Genomic DNA, 22,822 nt, shown 5'->3' on the forward strand with positions numbered 1-22,822 from the left:
GTGTCGAAGAAGACTATAGGGTTCGTCGGGACCGGCACGATCACCGAAGCGATGGTACGCGGCCTGCTGGCCGAACCCGCCTACGTTTCAACAATCCATGTTTCTCCACGGAATGCGGAGATTGCGACAAGGCTCGCAGCCGATTTCAGGTCCATCGTGATCGCGCCGGACAACCAAGCCGTGATCGACAGCTCTGACATGGTATGTCTGGCGATACGTCCGCAGATCGCCGAGGATGTCATTCGAGCGCTGAAATTCAGGCCCAACCAATCTGTACTCAGCGTGATCGCAGCGACCGATCGCGGCACCCTACAGGAATGGATCCAGACGGATGTTCATCTTATCCAGGCTATTCCTCTGCCGTTCGTCGCGAACCGGCAGGGCGTCACGGCGATCTATCCTCCCGATGCTGAAGTGGCGGATCTGTTCGACACGCTTGGCCGGGCCGTTCAATGCGCTTCGAATAAGGAATACGATCTCCTCGCGGCGGCAAGCGCGCTGATGTCGACCTACTTCGGCTTCATGGCGTTCTCGGCAGGGTGGCTGGAGGCGAACGGCCTCGAAAGATCCAAGGGGCAGGTATATCTGTCGGCGCTGTTTCACAGTCTTGCCCAACGTGCCGATCGTCCGGACGTGAGCTCGTTTGAGGAACTGAGCACGGGATTCGCGACCGTGGGCGGTCTGAACGAACAGGTTCTGTCGCACTTCGGGGATAACGGCGGCGGCGAAGCTCTTAAGTCCGCCCTCGATTCAGTTCTTGCCCGCATCGAAGGCCCCAGCTCCCGCTAGCAGTGTCTCGACAGCGGTGATGGAACTAGAATGTTGGGGGCGTGCAGGCGCTGATCACCTCGCATGGGACAGGCCCGACGCAGCGGAAGCGGTGCGGGCGGCGGCTCTCGAAATAGTAGGCGTCGCCTGGCCCAAGGATTCGACGTTCGTCGTCGACGGTGACCTCTAGCCTTCCGGATAGCACGACGCCGCGCTCCTCGCCTTCATGGACGAGAGGGACTGTGTTGCATGGGTCAGATTTTGGGTGAGATAACCCTACCCGCGAAATTTTTCATGCAACGCGCTTGAACTTTGGACGGCCAAGTTCCGTCATCCGGTTGAGAACACGAACGCCGATCTTTGCTTCTGTCTGTTGATTGTAGAAGTTCCGCGCCTTGAGCCTCAGTCCGATCACAGTCTTCCATCGGCCCATCTGGGTCTCGATCCGGCTGCGTTGAGTGTAGCCGGTGGATTTCTGCCAGGCTGTCAGGCCATTGGTTTCGATTTCGGCGACATGGCGGTCGCGTACCGTTGGGTCAAGTGCCGATTGCGGGCCTTGACCGGCGCACCACCACACGGATCAGCTTTGAGGGCAGCGCAGCCAATAGCGTTTGAAGGCGGACGGCCCACTGTCGTAGGAAGGAGGCTCACCCCATGTGTTCTTCGGGCTTTCGACAAGCGTATCATCGTCGATCGGAACAAGCGTAACCGGCAACGCTGCTGACAACGCCGTTTGGCGATACCAGCCGATGGCAGTCTGTTGAAGGCGTTTGGCGACTGCGTCGCCTTCCGCGGCAGGTGGAATGCGCAAACGCTCTGGATGTTCTTTAACCTCGACCATTGGATCGTGGAGCGCTACTCGCATGAGCTCGCCGTCACCGGCGAGCCGTAACTCGAACTCATCCTGCGAAGCCGGTACGGGGCGGTCGTGCTCTGAAGCCATGTCGGTGACATGGGCAGTCAGGATCGGCAGAGGCTGATGGTTCGCTTGCATGTCGACACGACGGATTTGGCACAGTTCGGCGACGGTCTTGTCTCGTACCTTGGATTTGGCGAGTTCGTCGACCAAGGTCCAACTCCCCTGCATCTTGCTGACAAATGGAACAGATCCATCGGAACTGTAGGACAAAAACCCAGCTTGCTTAGCCATTGTCTTTACGATCGTGTTCACGATCTGGATATTCTGCGCACTTCTCGCACCGTCCTTGGGCTCACCAGGACACCGCACCCAGTAGCTTGCGCTTGATGGAACCGCTGGGTTCTGAAAACCAATGACATCTTCATTCAACGGAAAAGCCACACCTTGCTGAACACTCCTCTGCATGACCAAGCCACGCTGAAGTTTCGCAAGATCTGCATCCGGAGAATTGTCAAGGCCGAGAGCCCGCATCTCGTCTTGAACACTGGCGATCCAATAAAACGCTGCCCCGACAGATAGCCGCAATTCAAACCGCCTGGAGCCTTCCCTGCCGATCCGACCTTCAAAGATCGGATAAGCCGGATCCGTCTGCTTGATGCTAACCCGGTTGAACGAGCACCACTGCTTTAGTTTGTCCGCGGGTATATCGCCCGCAAAAGCCTCCGACGACAACATGGTCCAGTCGCCGGGCAGGATCTTGATGAGAGTTTGCGGGTTCAGATCCGCCCCAAGCCGAATGCCCGCATCAGCGCGTCTGTGGCGGATTGTACTCTTTCGCCGACGGTTCCCGGGCCAGCCTTTATTGGCGAGGCGGGTGCGTTCTGCGCCCGTAGCGACGATGATCCGATCGCGAAGCAAACAAGTCCAACCAGGACGCCAAGCGTGATGCGCCCCTGCTTCCGATCATAAGATTTGCAACTAGCTTTCGGCGACATGTCTCAATCCATCATTGCAATGATGGCGAGTGATAGCTCCCGGGCATTAATAGTTCAGCCTACTCGCTCGTCAAATTCGAATAACTTTCCGAGTGCGGCAATCGGCACTCTTGAAGAGATCTGAACCGACGACCCGTTGTTGCAAGGGGCCATCCGTCTAATTTTCCTCAGGAGCGGCCATCAGCTTTGCCTAGATGGAATGACCGCTTTGGGGCCGACGGCAGACTGTCCGCGATGAAATGAAAACGCGCGGATAGCGGACTTTTCCTAAGCCAAAAAGTCCGCTATCCGGAGATCCAGAAGATTAGGCGGGAGTAGACGCGCTCCGCGTTGATTTGAACTGTTGAGCGCTTCCCGCACGCATTCGACACAGAAGCGGGTGGTCTCCGTCGTGCCGTATCTGTCCCCGACTTACGCCTTGGCGGCGTTCTGCGCGGCCTCGAAGACTTCGCGTGCGGACGTCGTACCCGCTACGTGCTCAGTATCCTCGGCTCCGAGGTCCATCCATCCCGCGTTCACGGCCTCAAACATTTCTTCGGCAGGTCCGGTGCGGCCCTTCGGGATGCCGAACTGCTCGAACGCTTCCGCCCACCCTGCACGCGGGACTGCAAAGGCTTTCACGTCGAGTTTCAGGACTTCACCCAATTGCGCCGCGACTTCATCCGCGCTGACCATCGAACCAAGCTCGATGACGCGCTGTCCTGACCAGGCTGGCCCGGTCAAAAGGGTTGCGACCTCCGCACCGATGTCGTTCGTCGCGACCATGGTCGATTTCCGATCTGTCGGATTATAGTAGACCGGTAGCATACCACCTTGGGCGACGTGCAAGCCGTAGAGGAAGTTTTCGAAGAATCCGCCTGCGCGCACAAATGCGGTTGGCGATATCAGGTCGCGAAACCCTTGCTCCAGAAGTGATAGCGCCGTGATCATCCCGAGCCCGCTAGTCCTGTTCGCACCCATCGATGAAAGCGCTACCACTCGCGGCGGCGCTGCCTTGGTGAGTGCTGCGACATAGTTCGCAATCACGCCCTTTGCTTCTTTGTAGTCAGATGAAGGCGCCCATACAGAAGGCAACATAACAAACGCGCCTTCAACGCCTTTGAGCGCCTGCTCGATGGCTTCCGAGTCATTCCAATCGCCGTCCACCAGCTCCACGCCTTGGGCCGCCCAATTAGCCGCCTTTTCGCGATCGCGGACGAGCGCGCGTACCTTCTTGCCTTGTGCCAACAGATGTTCTGCGGTGGCACCGCCGACTTTTCCGGTAATTCCCATCACCAAAAACATGCGTTTTCTCCTGATATTTAGGGACAGATCAATGCCCCCTGTTGCTTCAATGGATGAGCGGTAAAATGGCCCGGATACGGGGATCGCGCAGATAGAGGCCGCCCCAAGTCATCGCGCCCAGAGCCAAGGAAATGATTTGCGGCGGCGACCCCAACTCACCGATGCGAACATGGGCGCAGATCGCGCCTCCCAGAAAGCCAGTCACCAGGATCGCACCGAGGACGGTGGTGGCCGGAATGGCGTAGAGGATGGCGCAGGCGAGTATGATCGGACCCACGACGCGGGTCAGGTCCATCGCGAACCCGGTTTCCTGCAACATGCTCGCGATCTGTGCCGGCGCGAAAAGCTGAATAGTCCCATCCGCCACCAGAGCGGCAACGACAAACGCGCTCATTATCCGGCCAGCCCACAGGGCGCGCTGCAAGGTCATGGTTTCAGGCAACTGATGCAGATTCATAGTTTTTGACACTTGTCGTTCTCCGATGAGATCATCTGATTTCGAAGGCTACTGTGTCTCTTGGATATGATAAACATCCAGGAATAGAACCAACTGCTCTCTCCAAGGCGAACAATACCGAGGCACGAAAATGCAGAATCTCGAACCCATCCTGATTTTCATAACGGTCGCGGAAATGGGGAGCTTCACCCGAGCAGCCGATAGCCTAGGCATACAAAAGGGGAGGGCCTCAACGGCGGTCCGGAAGCTGGAAGAAGATGTCGGTGTCAGGCTCCTGCACCGGACGACGCGCAGCGTGCAGTTGACGGAAGATGGACGCGCATTTCATGCCCGTGCCCGCAATCTGCTTGCTGAGGTCGATGACCTACACTCGATGTTCGCAGGCGATAGCGTAGCACTTCGCGGGCGTTTACGGGTCGATCTTCCGACCGAGGTGGCGCGCACAACGATCGTGCCGGCGCTGCCGGACTTCATGGCGGCTCACCCCGAACTGGAGCTGGAGATATCGAGTACGGATCGGCAAGTTGATCTGGTTCAAGAAGGGTTCGACTGTGTATTACGCCTTGGACCCATCAGGGACGAGACGCTGATTGCGCGCCCGCTGGGCCTGCTGCGCATGGTCAACGCTGCCAGTCCCGCCTATCTGGCGCGCTATGGCGTCCCTCGATCGCTAGAAGATCTCCAGCGCCAGGGGCATCGGACAATTCATTTTTCGACGATGCTAGGCGCAAGACCCTATGGATGGGAATATCCGGACGGCGACAGCTACGCGACGCTTCAGTTGCCAGGCGCGCTACACGTCAACAGCGCGCAGACCTACGACGCCGCTGCCCTCGCCGGCCTTGGCCTGATTCAGGCACCGCTCATAGGGATTGGCCAATATTTTGAGAGTGGAGCGCTTGTGGAGATCATACCCGATTTTCGTCGCCGTGCGATCCCGGTGTCCCTCGTCGTAGCACATCGGAGCAACCTGTCGCGCCGAGTCCGGGCATTCATGAAATGGATCGAAGATGTGCTGACGCCGTATCTGGAATAGAAGGCCGTTTTCGGGACGACTCACTTTGCTCGGGAACGGCGAGGATGAGGGCGCGAAGCCGCCGTTGAGCTTTAACCCCAATCGGCACTGGGCACTGTGCCGGACGGACTTCTTGGTCTTGATGGGATGTGAACCTACGACCACATCGTTTCAATCACTGCAATAACGGCGATTTTGAAATGACCGATCCGTCGAGAAAATCATACCTCGCGCAGCCTTGCGGCCCCCGGACGTTGCGAGAATAACCAACCAGACCTCAACTTTTCCCGGAGACCATAAGGCACAGGATCGTAAACATGACCTGCGCGGCAATCTGTGCCGTGTTTGTTGTCGTATCATATTGAGGTGCGACCTCGACGACGTCGCCACCGACGAAATTAATGCCCTGCAGCCCTCGCAACAATCGCAGCACATCGGCCGGTAAGAGCCCGCCGACTTCGGGAGTGCCGGTTCCAGGCGCAAATCCGGGATCCACACTGTCTATGTCGAATGACAGGTAGGTCGGTCCATCGCCGACGATCTGACGGGCTTTCTCGATCACGGCGGCCATTCCCACGTCCGCCACCTCCTCAGCGTGAATCATGGTCATTCCGCTGTCATAGGAAAATTCCCAGAGATACTCTGCCCCTCCGCGGATGCCGATCTGGATGGTGCGCTCCGGATCCAGAACGCCATCGAGAACGGCCAGCCTGAACGGGCCGCCGTGCTGGAACTTTGCGCCCTCATAGGGACCTGCCGTGTCGCAATGCGCGTCGATATGGATCATGCCGACAGGCCGCTTCTCTCCCACCGCCTTGAGGATGGATGCACTGATCGAATGATCTCCGCCGACGGAAAGTGGTCGGACACCGGCGCCAACAAGCCGTTTGTAGAAGGTTTCGATATCCTGATGACACAGCGCCAGATCAAACCGGCTCTTCATCGGGACATCGCCGATGTCGGCGATCTGAGCCATGGAGAACGGCGCGCATTTGAGCACATGGTCGTAAGGCCCGATACGCTCGATGGTTCTGACCGCGCGCGGCCCGAAGCGGCTACCATTTCGGTTGGTCACACCGAGGTCCATGGGAACCCCGAGCAGAGCGATGTCGATACCACCGAAATCCGGCAGGTCCTGCGCATCTGGACGGCACGGCGCGTCCAGAAACGTCGGGATGCCGGCAAAAGGCCATTTTCGGCGATCGCTTCCTTTGAACTGGCCGCGGGCGACTGCTGCAAAGGCCGGATCGAAGATATCACCGCCGGCGGCGTCGGCATATTTCATTCTCAACGCTTCGAGTTTTGCGGGGTCGGTCATCGGAATACCTTTCGTAATGGAGGGATGGGCCGCGTCGAGATAGGCGTTGGCAATTGTGCGCATGCGTTCGCGCGACATCGGCGCGCCGTGGCCGCCATAGGCAACGGAAATATCGAGATCCCGCAGCCGGTGCATAGTCTTCCGGTAGGCAGATTTGTCGCAGCCGGGCAGATCGTCGACCAATGTGCCGTCATAGATTGCATCGCCGCTGAAAAAGATGCCTGACGCTTCGTCAAGCAAACCAATCGATCCGGGGGAATGCCCCGGCAGGTGCAAGACCTTGTATGAAGGACCACCGATATCAATGGTGTCGCTCTCGCCAAGAACCCTGCCGAGCGGAGCCGGGCGGATCTCGTAGGCGCCCTGGTCGAAAGATGGCACCGGCTTTTGTTCCACAGCTTGGGGCAACTCACGAAACAGATGTGCCAGCGTGACAGCATCCTCCATTCCCGCGAAACCGTCAGCCTCGGCGGCAGGGCCGAGCCGATGTTCGAACTCGTGGAACGAGCCGATATGGTCCGCATGGACATGGGTCGCTAGCCCAATGACCGGCTTTCCGGTCTCGATATTGAGGAAGGGACGCAGCGGAGCGAGGCCCATTCCAAAATCAATGATCAGATCAGTATCCTTGCCGATGACATGGAAAAGGTTGGCCCGGAAAAACCGGTGCACATGCGGTTCCCAGATGCGCCGGATCCCATCGGTGAGTTGTTCTGCACAAAACCAGTGTGTTCGTTCGGTCATTTTTTGCCGATCAATGGAGGAGATTGCTGAGAAAGCGTTTTGTCCGCTCATGCGAAGGCGAGCCGAACAATGTGTCGGGCGCTCCTTTCTCAATGACCCTGCCCTCGTCCATGAAAACGACTTCGCTTGCGACCTGACGCGCAAATCCCATCTCATGGGTGACGCAGATCATCGTCATCCCGTCTTCGGCGAGCCCAACCATCGTATCGAGCACCTCCTTGACCATTTCCGGGTCGAGCGCCGACGTGGGCTCGTCGAACAACATGATGCCCGGCGTCATGCAAAGCGCACGGGCAATGGCAACGCGTTGCTGCTGACCACCGGAAAGTTCGCCCGGGTAACGATGGGCCTTTTCGGGGATGCGCACGCGTTCCAGAAAAGCCATCGCAATGTCCACCGCTTCCGACACCGGGCGCTTGCGGACCCAGCGCTGCGCCAGCGTGCAATTTTGAAGAACGGTCAGATGGGGAAAGAGATTGAAGTGTTGGAACACCATCCCGACATCCCGGCGCACATGGTCTATTTTCGAAGTATCGTCAGTCAGTTCGACCCCGTTGACGATGATCCTGCCGCTCTGGTGTGTTTCCAGACGGTTGATGCATCGGATCAGTGTCGATTTCCCGGACCCTGACGGGCCGCATATAACAACTCGCTCCCCCTGCCCAACCGCCAGCGAGACATCGTGCAGGACATGATAAGTGCCGTAAGATTTGTTGACGTTCGACAGTTCGACAGCCGACGGCCGTTGCGCATCGGGCGACAGGAATGCCTCGATCATGGGTGTTCCTCGCTAGGCGTAAGGGGAATGATGAGCGGCTTCTAGCGGTGGCCTTTCGAGAGGGCACGCTCGATGCGGGACTGAAGAACGGTCAAGACCGAGACCATTGCCATGTAGTAGACGAGTGCCGCGCCGTACCATTCGAGGAAGCGGAAGCTCGTTGCGATGGCGAACTGCGTGATCGTCATCAGTTCTTTTAGGGAAATCACGGTTGCAAGGGACGTAGCCTTCAAAAGCGATATGAATTCGTTGACCAATGCAGGCATGGCAATCCGCAGGGCCTGGGGTAGCGTAACCAGCAAGAAGATCTGCCAGTTATGCAAGCCGAGTGCTGCGGCGCCCTCCTTCTGGCCTTTGCCCACAGCATTGAAAGCACTCCGCAGGATCTCAGAGAGATAGGCGATCTGGATGAGCGTCAGGGCAAGGAACGCCGCAAAGAAAGGCGTGAACCAGCCACCCCGGAAGATTGGTGATATTTGCGGTAGTCCGTTCCAGACGAAGAGCAGGATCAACAGGGCCGGAGCACCACGAAACAGCCAGACGTAAGCCCCAATGAAAAAGCGCAACAGCTTACTTTTGGAACCGGCAGCGGAACCGAACGCCATCCCCAGCATCAGCGAAACGCCCATGACCAAGAGGGAGAGCACAACCGTCAGCATAGCCCCTTTCGCAAGGGGCCAGCCGAAGAGGGCGGAGAGGAAGAGGTTAAAATCGAACATTGCACCGCCCCTAGTCGTGAGCGACGTCCGTCGATGTTTCCGGCAGGCCCCATTTGACAAGCAAAGTCTTCATTTCCCCGCTTGCCTGCAGCGCCTCGATTGCTTCCTTGACGAGCTTTCGGTCACCGGCGCTCTTGCGCAGGTAGATCCCGTATGTCTCGCTCTCGTCATACGTATAGGCGATCTTCAGCCTGTCGGGCATCTGCAGCATGCGGAACGCGGCCGTGGTGTCCTGCGTGATAGTGCCTGCAGCCCGCCCGACCAGTATCTGTTCGATGACGCCCGACGCGGACGGGTAGGTTTGGACCACGGCCTCCGGCTTGCCGTCCTTGACGAACTTTGCATTGAGGTCGGCCATCGTTTTTTCATAGGTCGTGCCGGCCTCGATCGCTATGACCTTGCCGTTCATATCTTCGGGCGCCTTCGAGTTCTCGTCGTTCTTTGGCACGAGCAGAACGACATGCGACCCGAAATAGGGTACGCCATCGTATTTCTCGAGGCGGGCCGGCGTGATCATGATGCCGCTTGCGACCAGATCGCAACGGCCGCTATCGAGAGAGGGCAGCAGTCCCTTGAAATCGCCGACAACAAATTCAGCCTTCGCGCCCCACTGTTTGGCAATCGCATTGACGACATCGATCTCGAAGCCGACGAGATCGGTGTCACCGGGGTTCTTGTAATATTGCATTGGCGGGAAGTCTCCGGCTGTGCAGACTTTGACCGTTCCGCTCGAAGCGAAGTCCGGTTTGGCGCCATCCGCCAGGGCGTGTCCTGTCGCTCCCAAAGCAACGAGGCCACCGGAGACCAATCTGGCCGCCCATTTCAATCGCTTATCCATGTCTGAGTTCCCTCTTTTTTTGGGGTCTCTTCTGAGATCCATTGCTCATAGCACCACGGAACATTTCAGCAGACAATCTAAATTTTCTGAGATAAAATAAGCAGGAAATCTAAACGAATATTGGACCCCAGACGCGCTTAATGCTACAGGAGACGGACGAATGTCCTTGCCACCGTTGAACGCCCTTCGCGTTTTCGAAAGCGTCGCCCGGCTAGGCCACCTTGGTGCGGCAGCGGCTGAATTGCATGTAACGCCCGGCGCAATCAGCCAGCAGCTTCGCACCCTCCAGGACGTTCTTGATGTGCCCCTGTTCGAAAAGCGCGGCCGCCAACTTGTCCTCACTGAATATGGTGCCATCCTGCAACGCTCCGCCCGGCAGGCAATGCATGCCTTGACGACCGGTGTTCAGGAAGTTGCCGCGCAAAAATCGCATGACGCAGGCAAAAGTACGCTGACGATCTCCATTCCGCAGGTGCACGGAGTCGCCTGGCTGGCCACCCGGCTGTTCGAGTTCATGGCGGAGAACCGAAACATCACCCTGAATGTGATAACCGCCACTCGCGCCAGCGACGTGAACTGGCGTAAGGCTGACATCGCGGTCGTCTACGGAGCGCCGCCATGGTCGGGCTTCTGGTGGCATCTGCTTCACGGCATCCACATGACGCCAGTGTGCAGCCCACAATTATTGCGCGGCCCGCATGCGATCCGACAAATCGGCGATCTTGCCTATCATCGCCTTCTGCACGAGGACGACGGTTCGCAATGGAAGAGATATCAGTCAGCAGCCGGCGTAACCCAAATTGGCCACTCCGAGGTTTATTTCGACGACTTCGGGATCGTGCTACAGGCGGCGCGCGATGGCTACGGGGTTGCGCTGAGCGACGATATCGTATCTGCGCGCGATCTTGACGAAGGACGGCTCGTCCAACCGCTACCCCTCACGGTCCCCGCACTTCAAAACTATTACTGCCTCTGCACGGAATCGAAACGTGAACGAGCGGACGTGGGCCATTTTATCGACTGGCTAGTCGCAGAAGCCGCGAAAGCCACCGACTTGAGCAAGCGGCGCGCTTTCCTGCCTTAGAATGTCACCGCCGCGGGCTTCCAAAGTGGACGCCAAGCTCCTGCGCAATTCTTATCGGCTGAAGCGGATTTCTGGGATCTACTGTCCGCGGTTGCGACGACATGGTGAGATTGGCATCAGCAATTCGAATAGCCAGCATTGGCGTGATCTGCCCGACCTGAGAGATAGGTGACGTTTTGTACCGGAGACATCGACCTCCACCTCCGATGCTCATCAATGCGTAGGAGCCGGCTCTGCTTCAGACGCTTCCTGCTTGTGGTGGTCCGCAGCCAACAGCATGTAGACCGCAGGCACCACGAAGAGCGTGAACAGCGTGCCGATGGCCAGCCCTGTGGCGATCACCAGACCCATATTGTAGCGGGAAGCAGCGCCTGCGCCGGTGGCCAGGATCAGCGGTATCACACCCAGAACCATGGCGCCCGTCGTCATCAAGATCGGACGCAGTCGGATGCCGCAAGCGCCCTCGATCGCCTCGCGCTTGGATTTCCCCTGAGCCTGCAACGTGTTCGCCACCTCGACGATCAGGATGCCGTGCTTGCTGATCAGCCCCATCAGCGTCACCAACCCGACCTGCGTGTAGATGTTCATCGTCGCGCCACCGATGCCAAGGCTGATGAAGGCGAGCGCGCCTGCGATCGACATCGGCACCGAGACGAGAATGATGAACGGGTCTCGGAAGCTGTTGAACTGAGCCGACAGCGCCAGAAAGACGATGATCAATGCAAGGGCGAAGGTGGTGGCCATGCCACTGGATTCCTGCACGAACTGGCGGGACTGACCGCCATAATCCACCGAGTAGCCTTGCGGCAATGTGCGCGCCGCGATTGACTTCAAAGTATCAAGCGCATCGCCGACGGCGACGCCCGGTGCCGGCACGCCCGAGATGGTGGCGGAGTTCAACTGCTGGAAATGCGCTACTGAGCGCGGGGTCGCCTGCAGTTTCGCCGTAGCGATCGCCGAAAGCGGGATCTTCGCGCCGTTCACATTCGCGATCGGATAATTCATGATCTGATCGATGGTCTGACGCGAACGTTGCTCCACCTGCGGGATAACCTGGTAAGAGCGGTTGTCGATACTGAAGTAATTAACGTAGCCGCCGCCCAGCATGGAGGAGAGCGCCGCACCGACGGTGTTCATGGATAGCCCAAGCGCCGATGCCTTGCTGCGGTCGATCTGGATCGAATATTGCGGATTATCGACGTAGAGATCCTTTGTCAGGAAGATGAACTGACCGGATTTCTGCGCTTCCTGCAGGAAGGTGCTGGACACTTCGTTGAGTTGCTCGAAGCCGCTGGTGCTGCCGATGGCGAATTGCACCGGCAAGCCGCTGGCACCAGGCAGCGGCGGAATCTGGAAGACCACCGCTTGTCCGCCGGCGATCTTTCCCAGGTCGGCCTGTACCAGTGGCTGCAGTTGATCGGCCGTTCTAGTGCGCTGGTCCCAAGGCTTCAGCACCATGCCTTCAAACGACGTGCCTGGCACTTCAACCTGCAGGGTCTTGTCGGTTTCAGGGAAACTGCGGAAGATCTTGGTGACCTGGTCGGAACTGAGCAGCTTCTGTTGAAGCGTTGCGTTGGGCGCGTTGGTCACTTGGGCCGCCAGAAATCCCTGGTCCTCATTGGGAGCAAGCTCGGTCTTGGCGCTTGTGTAGAGGAAATAGATGCTGCCGAGGACGATCGCGGCGAATACCAGCGCTACCGGTATGGTGTTCAAACTGCCGTGCAGCATGCGCACATAGGGTCGATGAATTTCCGAGAAGCGACGGTCGATGAAATCGGAGACTCGCTCTTCCCAGCCACTTCGGTCGGTCAGGTGCGGCTTCAGAATGCGCGAGCACATCATCGGCGTCAGAGTCAGTGCGATGATCATTGAGACCGTCACGGCGCCGACCAGCGTGAAAGCGAATTCCGTAAAAAGAGCACCGGTCAGACCGCCCTGGAATCCGATCGGCACATAGACCGCGATCAGCACGACGGTCATGGCCAGGATCGGCCCGACCAATTCATGCGCGGCGTCCAGCGCCGCCCGCATCGGCGTCGCACCTTCCTCGATGTGGCGGTTGACGTTCTCCACCACGATGATGGCGTCGTCGACCACAAGGCCGATTGCCAGCACCAGGGCGAGCAGGGTCAGGAGGTTTATCGAGAAGCCGAAGATCAGCATCATCGCGAAGGTGCCGACCAGCGATAGCGGTATGGCGACGATGGGAATGGCGACCGAACGCGGCGAACCAAGAAATGCGAACACCACGAAAATGACGATGCCCAGAGCCTCGAGCAGGCTTTTCACGACCTCGTTGATCGACGTGGTGACGAAGACGCTAGAGTCGTAGACGATGTAACCCTCAAGCCCCTGCGGAAGCTGTTCCTGGATGCTCGGAAACACCGCACGCACGCCTGCGATCACATCGAGCAGATTGGCGGTCGGCGCGATCTGGATACCCATGAACACGCCATCCTGCCCATCGAATCCGATCTGGACATCGGGGTTCTGAGATCCGAGCGCGACAGTGGCGACGTCCTTCAGGCGAACGATCGAAGTGCCGATCTGCCTGACCACCATTTCGTTGAATTCCTCGACCGAATGCAGGTCGGTCCGTGCGGTGAGCACCGTCTGCGTCATCTGACCGCGCGTCGTGCCGATGCCGGAGATATAGTTGTTGGCTGCAAGTGCGGTGCCCACATCGCCAGCCGTCAGCCCGTAGGCGGCGAGCTTGTCCGGCTGCAGCCACGCTCTCAACGCAAAGGTTCGCGCGCCAAGGATTTCGGCCGTCTGCACGCCGTTGACCGCCTGCAATTTAGGCTGAACAACGCGCGTCAGGTAGTCGGTGATCTGGTTACTTGCCAAGACATCGCTGCGGAAGCCGATATACATCGCATCGATCGACTGGCCAATGGAGACCGACATGATCGGCTGCTGCGTGCCCGTCGGCAGCTGATTGAGAACAGAGGATACCTTGGCGTTGATTTCCGTCATTGCCGCGTCGGCGCTATAATTGAGGCGCAGGTTGACGGTGATGGTCGACGTGCCGCTGGTGCTCGTCGAGGTCATGTAATCGATGCCGTTAGCCTGGGCGATGGCGTTTTCAAGCGGCGTCGTGATGAAGCCGGCGATCACGTCGGGTGCGGCGCCGGGATAGGTGGTCGTCACAGTAACGACGGCATTCTGGGTCTGTGGATATTGGCGCACGGTCAGCGTACGGAACGACTGATAGCCGATGACGATAATCAGCGCGCTCACCACCAGGGCGAGAACAGGGCGCCGGATGAAGATGTCGGTGATATTCATCGTCACGCCTCAGTTGGGATTTGCGGGTTCTGCATTGGGATCGTTCGACGGCTGCACGTCGTTGTTGATAATGACGGGTGAGCCGTTGTTCAGTTTGAGCTGCCCGGAGGTCACCACGACATCACCCGCGTTCACCCCCTTGGTCACCGCGATCTGATCCCCGCGCGCCTGCCCTGTGCTGACGAATTTCTGGTTGGCGACGAGCTGCGGCTTGCCATCTGGTCCTTTACCCTTGTCAGTCACGATATAGACAACATTGCCGTAGGGATTGATGGTGACGGCGGTCTGCGGCAAGGAGATATAGTTTTGCGGATCGCCGACAACGACAGACACATTGCCGAACATGCCGGGCAAAAGTTTGCGACCGGGATTGGCGAAGGTCGCTCGAATGGTGATATTGCGGCTCTGGCTGTCGACCAGCGGGCTAATTGCCGTGATCTTGCCGTCGAAGATCTGGTTGCCGTAGGCGTCGACCGTTGCCGTCACCGTCTGGCCGACTTTCAGCTGCGACAACGCCCGTTGCGGCATTGAGAAGTCAAACTGGATGGGATCGAGCGACTGCAAGGTTACAACTGCCGTTCCGGCCGCCAGATATTCACCGAGGCTGACGAGCCTGATGCCGAGATGCCCATCGAACGGCGCACGGATGGAATATTGATCGATTAACGCCTGTTGCGACGCGGCCTGCGCCTGCGCGGATTTCAAGTTGGCGAGATCGCTGTCGACCTGGCTTTGCGCGATCGTATTGGCCTTAATCAGCTTGGAATCGCGGTCATAAGCGATCTGGGCATTCGCCGCCGACGCCTGGTATTGCTGCAGGGTCGCGATCTGCTGATCGGCCAGCAGCTGTACAATCAGATCGCCCTTCTTGACGTCCTGACCATCCTCGAAGCCAATCTTCTGGACGATGCCCTGGACCTGCGCCGAAAGGTTGGCGCCCTGGACGGCATTGAAGCTGCCGATGGATTGCAGCGTCGTCTGCCACGGGCTCATCGCCGCCGGAATTGTCGAGACGGTCTGCGGCGGCGCCTTGAGGTTAGCCAGGTAGGCCGCGATCATGCGGTTCTTGAATGCCTGAAAGCCGAAAATCCCGCCCAGGATCAGGCCTATGACGATCAGCATGATCACCATGCGTTTTATCATGATTGCAAACTCTACTCTTCAGGAACGGAAGGGGAGAAGATCTGATTGGCGTCGGCTCTGGTGCGTCTCGCGGGCGTGGTCGCGAGTACACCGCCCGCCGTATTCAGAGCCTGTAGGACAGTCGATAATGATAGGGATCGGCGGGGCCGAGTGGGCAAAAGCTTGTGCGTTGAAAGACACCGCAGAACAACACCTCCCGCCCACTGAAGGCGACGTTGCATCCACGATGCTCGAATCAGGTCGTGTCGATGTCGATGTCGATGTCGATGTCGATGTCGATGTCGATGTCGATGTCGATGTCGACCATCCTCACGCAAATCGGACAAGTCAAACCTCATCAGCAGGCCTCCGTTTCCGATCGAGCACGATTTGTCTCGGTCATATTCAGGATAACTGATTTATTATGTCGCGACCATATCGAGGGGCCACGAAACTATCTCCAGCGAGGTCAACCTTTGTTGACCTCAGTTGTTGCAGGTCACTTCGTCCGAAATGCCATGGTTGCCGTCCAATTCAGGGCAAAATGGATAATCGGCGACACTAAGTACATGCGGCGAATTTGCTCATTTTGAAAACGTCTTCCGGGCACTTCGCTGAAAATCCAGATACCAGGCAACAGGACAAGCGTCTAAAGACATCCAGCGATGTCGCGCTGTCTCATCATTGATCGAACGATGTGTGTCAGCGAAGTCATGCATACGCGCATGTGACGGCGCGGCATTGTAAACTTATCGGCCTAGATTGGAGGAGTGGCATTGAGGTCTGTCATCAGGCTGCCTAAAGATGGGCGAGCTGGCTCCACATCTGGATCGCCGCTCCCCGCAGTTGGCGATGGTGAGCGGATGAAACGTCGTGGCGGGGAATGTGAAACAGGTTGGCGATCGGATCGTGGATGGAGACGAAGCGCTGGAGATGTCTCGCTGACTTGAAGCGCTTCATGATCTTCTCCCGCCTTCGAACCGGCTGATGGGAATTCTCCGCCCGATTGTTCAACCCTTTGTGGGAGCGATGCTCTACACCCGGCATGATCTCTCGCTTTGCTGCGCCGTAGGATCGCAGCTTGTCGGTGATCATCACCCGCGGCGAACTGCCTTGCCCTTTCAGAAGCTTTCGCATCAAACGCTTTGCGGCTTTGGCATTGCTGTGACGTTGCACCAGAACGTCAAGAACGAAACCATCCTGATCGACGGCGCGCCAGAGCCAGTGTTTCTTGCCGGCAATCGTGATGACGACCTCGTCAAGGTGCCATTTGTCGCCGAGTTTACCGGCCGAGCGCCGGCGGATGTCGTTTGCGAAATGCCGACCGAATTTCTCGGCCCAAAGTTTCACGGTCTGGTGAGAAACGATGATGCCACGCGCTGCCAGCATATCCTCGATCATTCGTAGACTGAGCGGAAACCGGAAATAAAGCCAGACCGCATGAGCAGTCACTTCCGCTGGAAAACGATGACGGCGATAGAGCGGATCACGAGCAAGGATGGTCATAAAAAATCATCGCAGATCAATCTCGACCGCAAGTTAACGTTACAGTGCCAGCTACCGGTGTCCGGCGAAAACGACGCTCGCGTCACTGACGGTCGCAACATGGGAATAGGCGGCTTGGCTGGCAGCGGTCGCATCCGCGCGCATGATCGCGGTCACAATGATCTCATGCTCACTGAATGACTTGGCAAGGCGACCCGGTAGCCGAAACTGCGCGCGACGGAAGGGAGCCAGCCTGGCGCGGGTCTGCGTCACCAGCTCGAAAATATGATCGTTGTGAGCGCCGCGATAGAGTTGGCTGTGGAACTCGGTGTTGTAGGTGGCGTAGTCCTCCTCGGCGCCAGTGCGTACGAGTTGCGCCGACGCACGATGGTCGAGCTCCAGGGTGCGGCGCTCATCAACCGTCATTCGCTCGGCGGACAGGCGCGCGCAGATTGCCTCAAGCTCGGCCATCGCCTCGAACATCGAATGCAAATAGGTGCCGCTGACGTTCGTTACCACGGCGCTGCGGTTCGGCTCGCGTCCGACCAGGCCCATGGCGCCAAGCTCGCGCAACGCCTCCCGCACCGGCGTGCGCGACACCTCGAAACGGCCCGCCAACGATATTTCGTCGAGCTTCTCCCCCGGCAGAAGCGCGCCTGTTACAATCATGTCCGCAATGGAGCGCACCATCTGCTCGACGGTCGTTCCGGCTCTGATCACTTCTCTGCGCTTGACCTGCTTCAACGGGGCGAATCTGCCTTTCAATCTTGCATACAGATTTATGCCGGCGACCCTCAAAGTCAATCTTTGAATTATATCTATGTTTTCAAATGATATTTATCCCCCGCTACATCGATTTTGAAACGAGAATACGGCTTAGTATCCCTTTCTGTGGATTAAAAAATAAGCAACTGTCTTCGCAAAGCTAATTTTACGGCATTAATGTGCATACACTTTCTACATTCCCTTTCCGTCCCGCAATTTAATTCATAAAAATCAATATATTATAATCTGGCATGGTGATTGCATACACTTTTCTGTAACCCTTATTACGAACCGGCTTCCGCCCCAAGGAGCATGCCCATGACCAGCCTCCTTTCCATGAATCGCCGCAATTTTCTCCGCACCTCCGCAGCCGGCGCTCTTGTCAGCACCGTCCCGGGCCTCCTGTCCTCCCGCGCCTTTGCCCAGAGCGCGCTCACCGTCGGCTTCATCTATGTCGGACCCAAGGACGATTATGGCTATAACCAGTCCCATGCCGAGGGTGCGGCTGTCGTCAAGAAGATCTCCGGCGTGACTGTCGTCGAGGAAGAGAATGTTCCCGAGACTGTCGATGTCCAGAAGACCATGGAATCGATGATCAATCTCGATGGAGCATCACTGCTTTTCCCGACATCCTTCGGCTATTTCGATCCCCATATGCTCGCAATGGCTGCGAAATATCCCGATGTGCAGTTCCGCCATTGCGGCGGTCTCTGGCAGGCCGGCAAGCATCCGGCAAATACCGGCTCCTATTTCGGCTATATCTTCCAAGGCCAGTATCTGAACGGCGTCACGGCCGGCTATGCCACGAAGAGCAAGAAGATCGGCTTCGTCGCCGCCAAGCCCATCCCGCAGGTTCTGCAGAACATCAACGCGTTCCTCCTCGGCGCCCGCTCGGTCGATCCCGCCATCACCTGCCAGGTGATCTTCACGGGCGAGTGGTCGCTGGCCGTCAAGGAAGCCGAGGCCACCAACGCACTCATCGATCAGGGTGCGGATGTCATCACCTGCCATGTTGACAGCCCGAAAGTGGTGGTCGAGACCGCCGCCGGCCGCGGCGCTTTCGTCTGCGGTTATCATGCAAACCAGAGCCCGCTTGCGCCGGCCAAATATCTGACGGGCGCCGAGTGGGCCTGGGGGAATGTTTATGCGGACTTCGTCAAGAAGGCACAGGCAGGCGAAAAGCCCAGCAATTTCGTGCGCGGCGGCCTGAAGGACGACTTCGTCAAGATGAGCCCGCTTGGCCCCGGCGTTTCCGATGAATCCCGCAAGAAATTCGAGGCGACGCTGGCCCAGATGAAGGCCGGCAGCTTCTCGGTCTTCAAGGGCGCGCTCAAGGACAACAAGGGCAATGTCGTCATCGCGGCGGACAAGAGCTACGCCGAAGATGCAATCGAGCTCGAGAGCATGAGCTATCTGGTCGAGGGTGTCGTCGGATCAACAGCCTGATCGCAAGGGGAGACGCGTCATGACGGTCAAAATTGACGACCCCACCCTGTTTATTCCCGCCGAAAGGCGGGCACTCTTACGCCCGGCGCTCGAGTGGATTGCGCGAAGGGCCGAGCCGGTGGTGATCACGCTCGGCGCCATACTGGCGGGCACGGCGCTCTTCTCCCTGTTCATTCTTGCAGTCGGAAAATCGCCGACCGACCTCTATCGCCTCATGTATACCGGCGGCTTTGGCAGCTGGTTTTCCATCCAGAACAGCCTGAGCCGCGCCTCTCCGCTGTTGCTGACGGCACTCTGTGTCGCGCTGCCGGCAAGGCTCGGCCTTATCATCATCGGTGGCGAAGGCGCTGTCGTGCTCGGCGGCGTGGCGGCGGCGGCGATCGCACTGCCGATCGTCGGCCTGTTGCCGCCTATCATCACCCTTCCCGTCATGGCGCTGGCTGCCATGGTGATCGGTGGTATCTGGATCGGCCTTTCCGGCTTCCTGCGCCACTATCGCGGCGTCAACGAAACCATCTCGTCCCTTCTGCTCGCCTATATCGCCATTGCCTTGATGAACCAGTTCGTCGAAGGGCCGTTGCGCGATCCAGCAAGCCTCAACAAACCCTCCACGAGACCACTACCGCACGAGTACATGCTTGGCAGCATCCCCGGCATGGATGTTCATTGGGGCCTCGTCATCGGTATCTTCGCCTGCATCGCCTCCTGGATCCTCATCGAGATGACCAGCTACGGATTTGCCGCGCGCATTGCCGGCGGCAACGTCCGCGCCGCGCAGATCCAGGGCTTGCCCGTCGGACGTCTCATTACCGGTTTCACCGCGATCGCCGGCAGCTTCGCGGGACTGGCCGGCATGATCGAAGTCGCCGCCGTCCAGGGCGGCGCCAATGCGTCGCTCGCCGCCGGTTATGGCTATACCGGTATCCTCGTCGCATTCCTCGCCCGGCACAATCCGTTGGCGATCATCCCGGTCGCCATTCTGCTCGGCGGCATCAATGCCTCCGGAGGGCTCATCCAGCGCCGCATGGGCCTGCCAGACGCAACCGTCCTGGTCCTGCAGGGCACGCTCTTCATCGTCATCCTCTTCTGCGAAACCCTCTACGGCCGCTTCAAGATCTTCAATCCCGACCGCTGGAAAAGGAGCGCATGATGGACGACACTGCCATCGGTCTTTGGGGCGTGCCCCTTGCCATTTTTGCAGGCGCGATCCGCGTTTCGACCCCTTTCATCTTCGTCAGTCTCGGCGAGACGATCACCGAGCGTTCCGGCCGCATCAATCTCGGGCTCGAAGGCACGCTCGTCTTCGGCGCTATGACCGCCTATGCCATCGCGGTCCTCAGCGGCTCGGCCTGGCTCGGCGTTCTCGCTGCCATGGCGACCGGCGCGATCTTCGGCGCGGTGCACGGCTGGATATGCAAGTGGCCGAAGGTCAACGACATCGCCATCGGCATCGCGATGATGCAGTTCGGCCTCGGCCTTGCCTTCTTCCTCGGCAAGCCCTTCATCCAGCCCGTTGCGCCGCATCTGCCGGCAATTCCCTTCGGCTTCTGGTCGAGCCTGCCGCCTGTAGAGGCCGCCCTCAATATCAATATCCTCTTCATCCTCGGGGCAGCAATTGCCGTCATATTGTGGTGGGCACTGAAGAACACCAGGATCGGCCTCGTGCTGCGTGTCGTCGGCGACAGCACGGACGCGGCGCGCGCGATGGGCATCAATCCCGATCGCGTCCGACTGCTGGCAACGGCCGTCGGCGGTTCGCTGGCGGCAATCGGCGGCGCCTATCTCTCGCTCTATTATCCGGGCTCCTGGAACGAGCGCATCTCCTCGGGACAGGGCCTGATGGCCGTGGCGCTGGTGATCTTCGCTCGCTGGAATCCGATCGGCTGCTTCGTGGCGGCACTTCTCTTCGGCGGTGCCGGCGCGCTCGGCCCGGCTTTGCAATCGGTCGGCGTGACGCAAGGATATTATCTCTTCTACGCCGCTCCCTATGTGTTGACGCTCGTCATCATGATCATCACCTCCTCGCCCACGCGCGCACTCGCCGGTGCTCCCGGCGCACTCTCGCTCACCAAATAGGGAGACCAGCCATGAACCATCCCGCGACCGCCTCAACAGACCAGACGCTGGCTTATATAGATGCCGATCCCTATGCCTGGCCCTATAACGGCGCCTTGCGACCCGACAATACCGCCCTGATCATCATCGACATGCAGACGGATTTCTGCGGGCCGGGCGGTTATGTCGACCACATGGGCTACGATCTCTCGCTGGTGCGCGCGCCGATCGAGCCGATCAAGAAGGTCTTGGCCGCCATGCGCGCCAAGGGCTATCACATCATCCACACTCGCGAGGGCCATCGCCCGGATCTTGCCGACCTTCCGGCTAACAAGCGGTGGCGGTCGCAGCGCATCAATGCCGGCATCGGCGATCTCGGCCCTTGCGGCCGCATTCTCGTGCGTGGCGAACCGGGCTGGGATATCATCGACGAGCTGAAGCCGATCGAGGGTGAGACGATCATCGACAAGCCGGGCAAAGGTTCTTTCTGCGCCACCGATCTGGAACTCATCCTCAATCAGAAGCGCATCGAAAACATCATCCTGACCGGCATCACCACCGATGTCTGCGTCCACACCACCATGCGCGAAGCCAACGACCGCGGCTTCGAATGCCTGCTGCTCGAAGACTGTTGCGGCGCGACCGACTATGGCAATCACCTGGCCGCCATCAAGATGGTGAAGATGCAGGGCGGCGTCTTCGGTTCCGTCTCCAATTCCGCGGTTCTGGTTGAGGCCCTGCCCTGATGCCCTCAATGCGTGCCCACGTCTATCGTATCGCCGCCGACGGACCGGACGATGTCTCCGGCCTCGAAGCACTTTTTGCCGACGGCGTGTCCGCGAAGAATGTTGTGGCCGTGCTTGGGAAGACCGAGGGCAATGGCTGCGTCAACGACTTCACCCGCGGCTACGCCACCCGCAGCTTTGAAGCCCTGTTTCAAAAACACGGCGTCGAAGGTGTCTCGCTTGTCATGTCGGGCGGCACGGAAGGCGCGCTTTCCCCGCACTGGACAGTCTTCACTCGTGAAACGGTCGATGCCGTGGCCGGCCGCGCGCTTGCGATCGGCGTTGCCCGCACCCCCCATTTACCACCTCACCATCTCGGTCGGCGCGAACAGGTGCTGCTCGTCGCGGACGGTGTACGCAAGGCGATGCGCGATGCCGGCATCGATGATCCGAGGGATGTGCATTTTGTTCAGATCAAATGCCCGCTACTAACGCTACACCGCATCACCGAAGCGGAAGCCGAGGGCAACTCGCTCGCCACCCGCGACACATTGAAATCCATGAGCTTGTCGCGCGGTGCCTCTGCACTCGGCGTTGCCGTTGCCCTTGGCGAAGTGGATGCGCAGGAGATCGCCAATGCCGACATCTGCAGCCGTTACGAACTCTTTTCGCATTGCGCCTCCAGCTCGGCCGGCGTCGAGCTGACCGATCATGAAATCATAGTGCTCGGTATGAGCGACAGATGGTCCGGGCCGCTTGAAATCGACCACACCCTCATGCGTGACGCCATAGACGCAACGTCCGTACGTGAAGCATTCCGGCGTCTGCCACAGCCAAGCCGCCTCGCCGCTGTTCTCGCCAAGGCGGAGCCTGATCCCTCCGGCAAGGTCGGCGGCAAGCGTCATACGATGCTCGATGATTCCGATATCTCGGGCACTCGCCATGCACGAGCCTTTGTCGGTGGGGTTCTCGCCGGCGTCTTCGGCATCACGGATCTCTACGTCTCGGGCGGCGCCGAACATCAGGGACCGGCCGGCGGCGGCCCCGTCGCCATCATCGTCGAAAAGGAGCATTGAA

At 58.8% G+C, this 22,822-nt stretch carries 21 protein-coding genes and 2 pseudogenes; 9 read left to right on the forward strand and 14 right to left on the reverse strand.

Translation table 11 applies throughout. The annotated features are described in order from the left end of the window. On the forward strand, positions 1-789 hold the full coding sequence (locus EX00_RS28570) for a pyrroline-5-carboxylate reductase (RefSeq protein WP_047465476.1): 789 nt from the start codon (positions 1-3) through the stop codon (positions 787-789). 25 nt (positions 790-814) lie between these two features. Here the strand turns inward: EX00_RS28570 and EX00_RS31315 are convergent. The 5 genes and pseudogenes from EX00_RS31315 to EX00_RS28590 all read right to left on the reverse strand — a co-directional run. Then, positions 815-1,009 (reverse strand): annotated as a pseudogene (locus EX00_RS31315) (cupin domain-containing protein); the annotation flags it as partial. Between the two features lie 51 nt (positions 1,010-1,060). Next, positions 1,061-1,345 (reverse strand): hypothetical protein, encoded by a 285-nt coding sequence (locus EX00_RS28575; RefSeq protein ID WP_052210986.1) that lies wholly within the window; start codon positions 1,343-1,345, stop codon positions 1,061-1,063. Positions 1,346-1,348: 3 nt separating this feature from the next. After that, positions 1,349-2,545 carry a hypothetical protein gene (locus tag EX00_RS28580; RefSeq protein ID WP_047465478.1) on the reverse strand — a complete coding sequence of 399 codons (1,197 nt, stop codon included), beginning with the start codon at positions 2,543-2,545 and terminating at the stop codon, positions 1,349-1,351. Between the two features lie 488 nt (positions 2,546-3,033). After that, a complete protein-coding gene (locus EX00_RS28585) occupies positions 3,034-3,906 on the reverse strand; it encodes an NmrA family NAD(P)-binding protein (RefSeq protein WP_047465480.1) in 873 nt (290 codons plus the stop codon). 46 nt (positions 3,907-3,952) lie between these two features. Continuing rightward, entirely contained in the window at positions 3,953-4,375 is a 423-nt protein-coding gene (locus EX00_RS28590; protein ID WP_047465482.1) for a DoxX family protein, read from the reverse strand. A 118-nt stretch (positions 4,376-4,493) separates the two neighbouring features. Between EX00_RS28590 and EX00_RS28595 the strand changes: the two genes are divergently transcribed. Beyond that, positions 4,494-5,399: a LysR family transcriptional regulator gene (locus EX00_RS28595; RefSeq protein ID WP_047465485.1), complete on the forward strand. Its 906-nt coding sequence runs from the start codon at positions 4,494-4,496 to the stop codon at positions 5,397-5,399. Positions 5,400-5,655: 256 nt separating this feature from the next. Here EX00_RS28595 and speB read toward each other — a convergent pair whose 3' ends face one another. From speB to EX00_RS28615, 5 genes and pseudogenes are all read right to left on the reverse strand, one after another. Further along, positions 5,656-6,696 carry an agmatinase gene (speB, locus tag EX00_RS32100; RefSeq protein WP_047465724.1) on the reverse strand — a complete coding sequence of 347 codons (1,041 nt, stop codon included), beginning with the start codon at positions 6,694-6,696 and terminating at the stop codon, positions 5,656-5,658. 99 nt (positions 6,697-6,795) lie between these two features. Further along, positions 6,796-7,491: pseudogene (locus tag EX00_RS32105) on the reverse strand (MBL fold metallo-hydrolase); the annotation flags it as partial. Beyond that, entirely contained in the window at positions 7,451-8,218 is a 768-nt protein-coding gene (locus EX00_RS28605; RefSeq protein WP_052210988.1) for an amino acid ABC transporter ATP-binding protein, read from the reverse strand. The gene EX00_RS28605 and the pseudogene EX00_RS32105, both read right to left, overlap by 41 nt. Before the next feature lie 41 nt (positions 8,219-8,259). Next, positions 8,260-8,937: an amino acid ABC transporter permease gene (locus EX00_RS28610; RefSeq protein ID WP_047465486.1), complete on the reverse strand. Its 678-nt coding sequence runs from the start codon at positions 8,935-8,937 to the stop codon at positions 8,260-8,262. 10 nt (positions 8,938-8,947) lie between these two features. Beyond that, entirely contained in the window at positions 8,948-9,775 is an 828-nt protein-coding gene (locus EX00_RS28615; protein ID WP_047465489.1) for a transporter substrate-binding domain-containing protein, read from the reverse strand. A gap of 160 nt (positions 9,776-9,935) precedes the next feature. Between EX00_RS28615 and EX00_RS28620 the strand changes: the two genes are divergently transcribed. Next, on the forward strand, positions 9,936-10,859 hold the full coding sequence (locus EX00_RS28620; RefSeq protein WP_047465491.1) for a LysR substrate-binding domain-containing protein: 924 nt from the start codon (positions 9,936-9,938) through the stop codon (positions 10,857-10,859). 213 nt (positions 10,860-11,072) lie between these two features. Here the strand turns inward: EX00_RS28620 and EX00_RS28625 are convergent, their stop codons facing one another. Together EX00_RS28625 and EX00_RS28630 are read right to left on the reverse strand one after the other, a co-directional pair. Further along, a complete protein-coding gene (locus tag EX00_RS28625) occupies positions 11,073-14,147 on the reverse strand; it encodes an efflux RND transporter permease subunit (protein WP_047465493.1) in 3,075 nt (1,024 codons plus the stop codon). Positions 14,148-14,156: 9 nt separating this feature from the next. After that, positions 14,157-15,290 carry an efflux RND transporter periplasmic adaptor subunit gene (locus EX00_RS28630; protein WP_047465496.1) on the reverse strand — a complete coding sequence of 378 codons (1,134 nt, stop codon included), beginning with the start codon at positions 15,288-15,290 and terminating at the stop codon, positions 14,157-14,159. A gap of 127 nt (positions 15,291-15,417) precedes the next feature. Between EX00_RS28630 and EX00_RS31650 the strand changes: the two genes are divergently transcribed. Beyond that, positions 15,418-15,687 carry a hypothetical protein gene (locus EX00_RS31650; RefSeq protein WP_162184560.1) on the forward strand — a complete coding sequence of 90 codons (270 nt, stop codon included), beginning with the start codon at positions 15,418-15,420 and terminating at the stop codon, positions 15,685-15,687. Positions 15,688-16,067: 380 nt separating this feature from the next. Here EX00_RS31650 and EX00_RS28635 read toward each other — a convergent pair whose 3' ends face one another. Together EX00_RS28635 and EX00_RS28640 are read right to left on the reverse strand one after the other, a co-directional pair. Next, positions 16,068-16,775, reverse strand: a complete 708-nt coding sequence (locus tag EX00_RS28635; RefSeq protein WP_047465498.1) for an IS6 family transposase — start codon at positions 16,773-16,775, stop codon at positions 16,068-16,070. A gap of 51 nt (positions 16,776-16,826) precedes the next feature. Then, positions 16,827-17,498 carry a GntR family transcriptional regulator gene (locus EX00_RS28640; protein ID WP_047465500.1) on the reverse strand — a complete coding sequence of 224 codons (672 nt, stop codon included), beginning with the start codon at positions 17,496-17,498 and terminating at the stop codon, positions 16,827-16,829. Between the two features lie 339 nt (positions 17,499-17,837). On the opposite strand from EX00_RS28640, the gene EX00_RS28645 reads away from it, so the two are divergent. Genes EX00_RS28645 through atzD form a run of 5 tightly spaced genes read left to right on the forward strand, consistent with a single transcriptional unit; the run spans position 17,838 to position 22,821 of the window. Further along, entirely contained in the window at positions 17,838-18,965 is a 1,128-nt protein-coding gene (locus tag EX00_RS28645; RefSeq protein ID WP_047465502.1) for a BMP family ABC transporter substrate-binding protein, read from the forward strand. Between the two features lie 19 nt (positions 18,966-18,984). After that, positions 18,985-20,115, forward strand: a complete 1,131-nt coding sequence (locus EX00_RS28650; protein WP_047465505.1) for an ABC transporter permease — start codon at positions 18,985-18,987, stop codon at positions 20,113-20,115. Beyond that, complete coding sequence (locus tag EX00_RS28655; protein WP_047465730.1) at positions 20,115-21,041, forward strand: ABC transporter permease; 927 nt, start codon at positions 20,115-20,117, stop codon at positions 21,039-21,041. The genes EX00_RS28650 and EX00_RS28655 overlap by 1 nt, the downstream gene beginning before the upstream one ends. 11 nt (positions 21,042-21,052) lie before the next feature. Then, positions 21,053-21,766 (forward strand): biuret amidohydrolase, encoded by a 714-nt coding sequence (gene biuH / locus EX00_RS28660; RefSeq protein WP_052210989.1) that lies wholly within the window; start codon positions 21,053-21,055, stop codon positions 21,764-21,766. Beyond that, positions 21,766-22,821 (forward strand): cyanuric acid amidohydrolase, encoded by a 1,056-nt coding sequence (gene atzD / locus EX00_RS28665; protein WP_047465507.1) that lies wholly within the window; start codon positions 21,766-21,768, stop codon positions 22,819-22,821. The genes biuH and atzD overlap by 1 nt, the downstream gene beginning before the upstream one ends. The last annotated feature ends 1 nt before the right edge of the window (position 22,822 follow it).

Origin of the sequence: Martinezella rhizogenes (genome assembly GCF_000799715.1) — a bacterium.
GTDB lineage: Bacteria > Pseudomonadota > Alphaproteobacteria > Rhizobiales > Rhizobiaceae > Rhizobium > Rhizobium rhizogenes_C.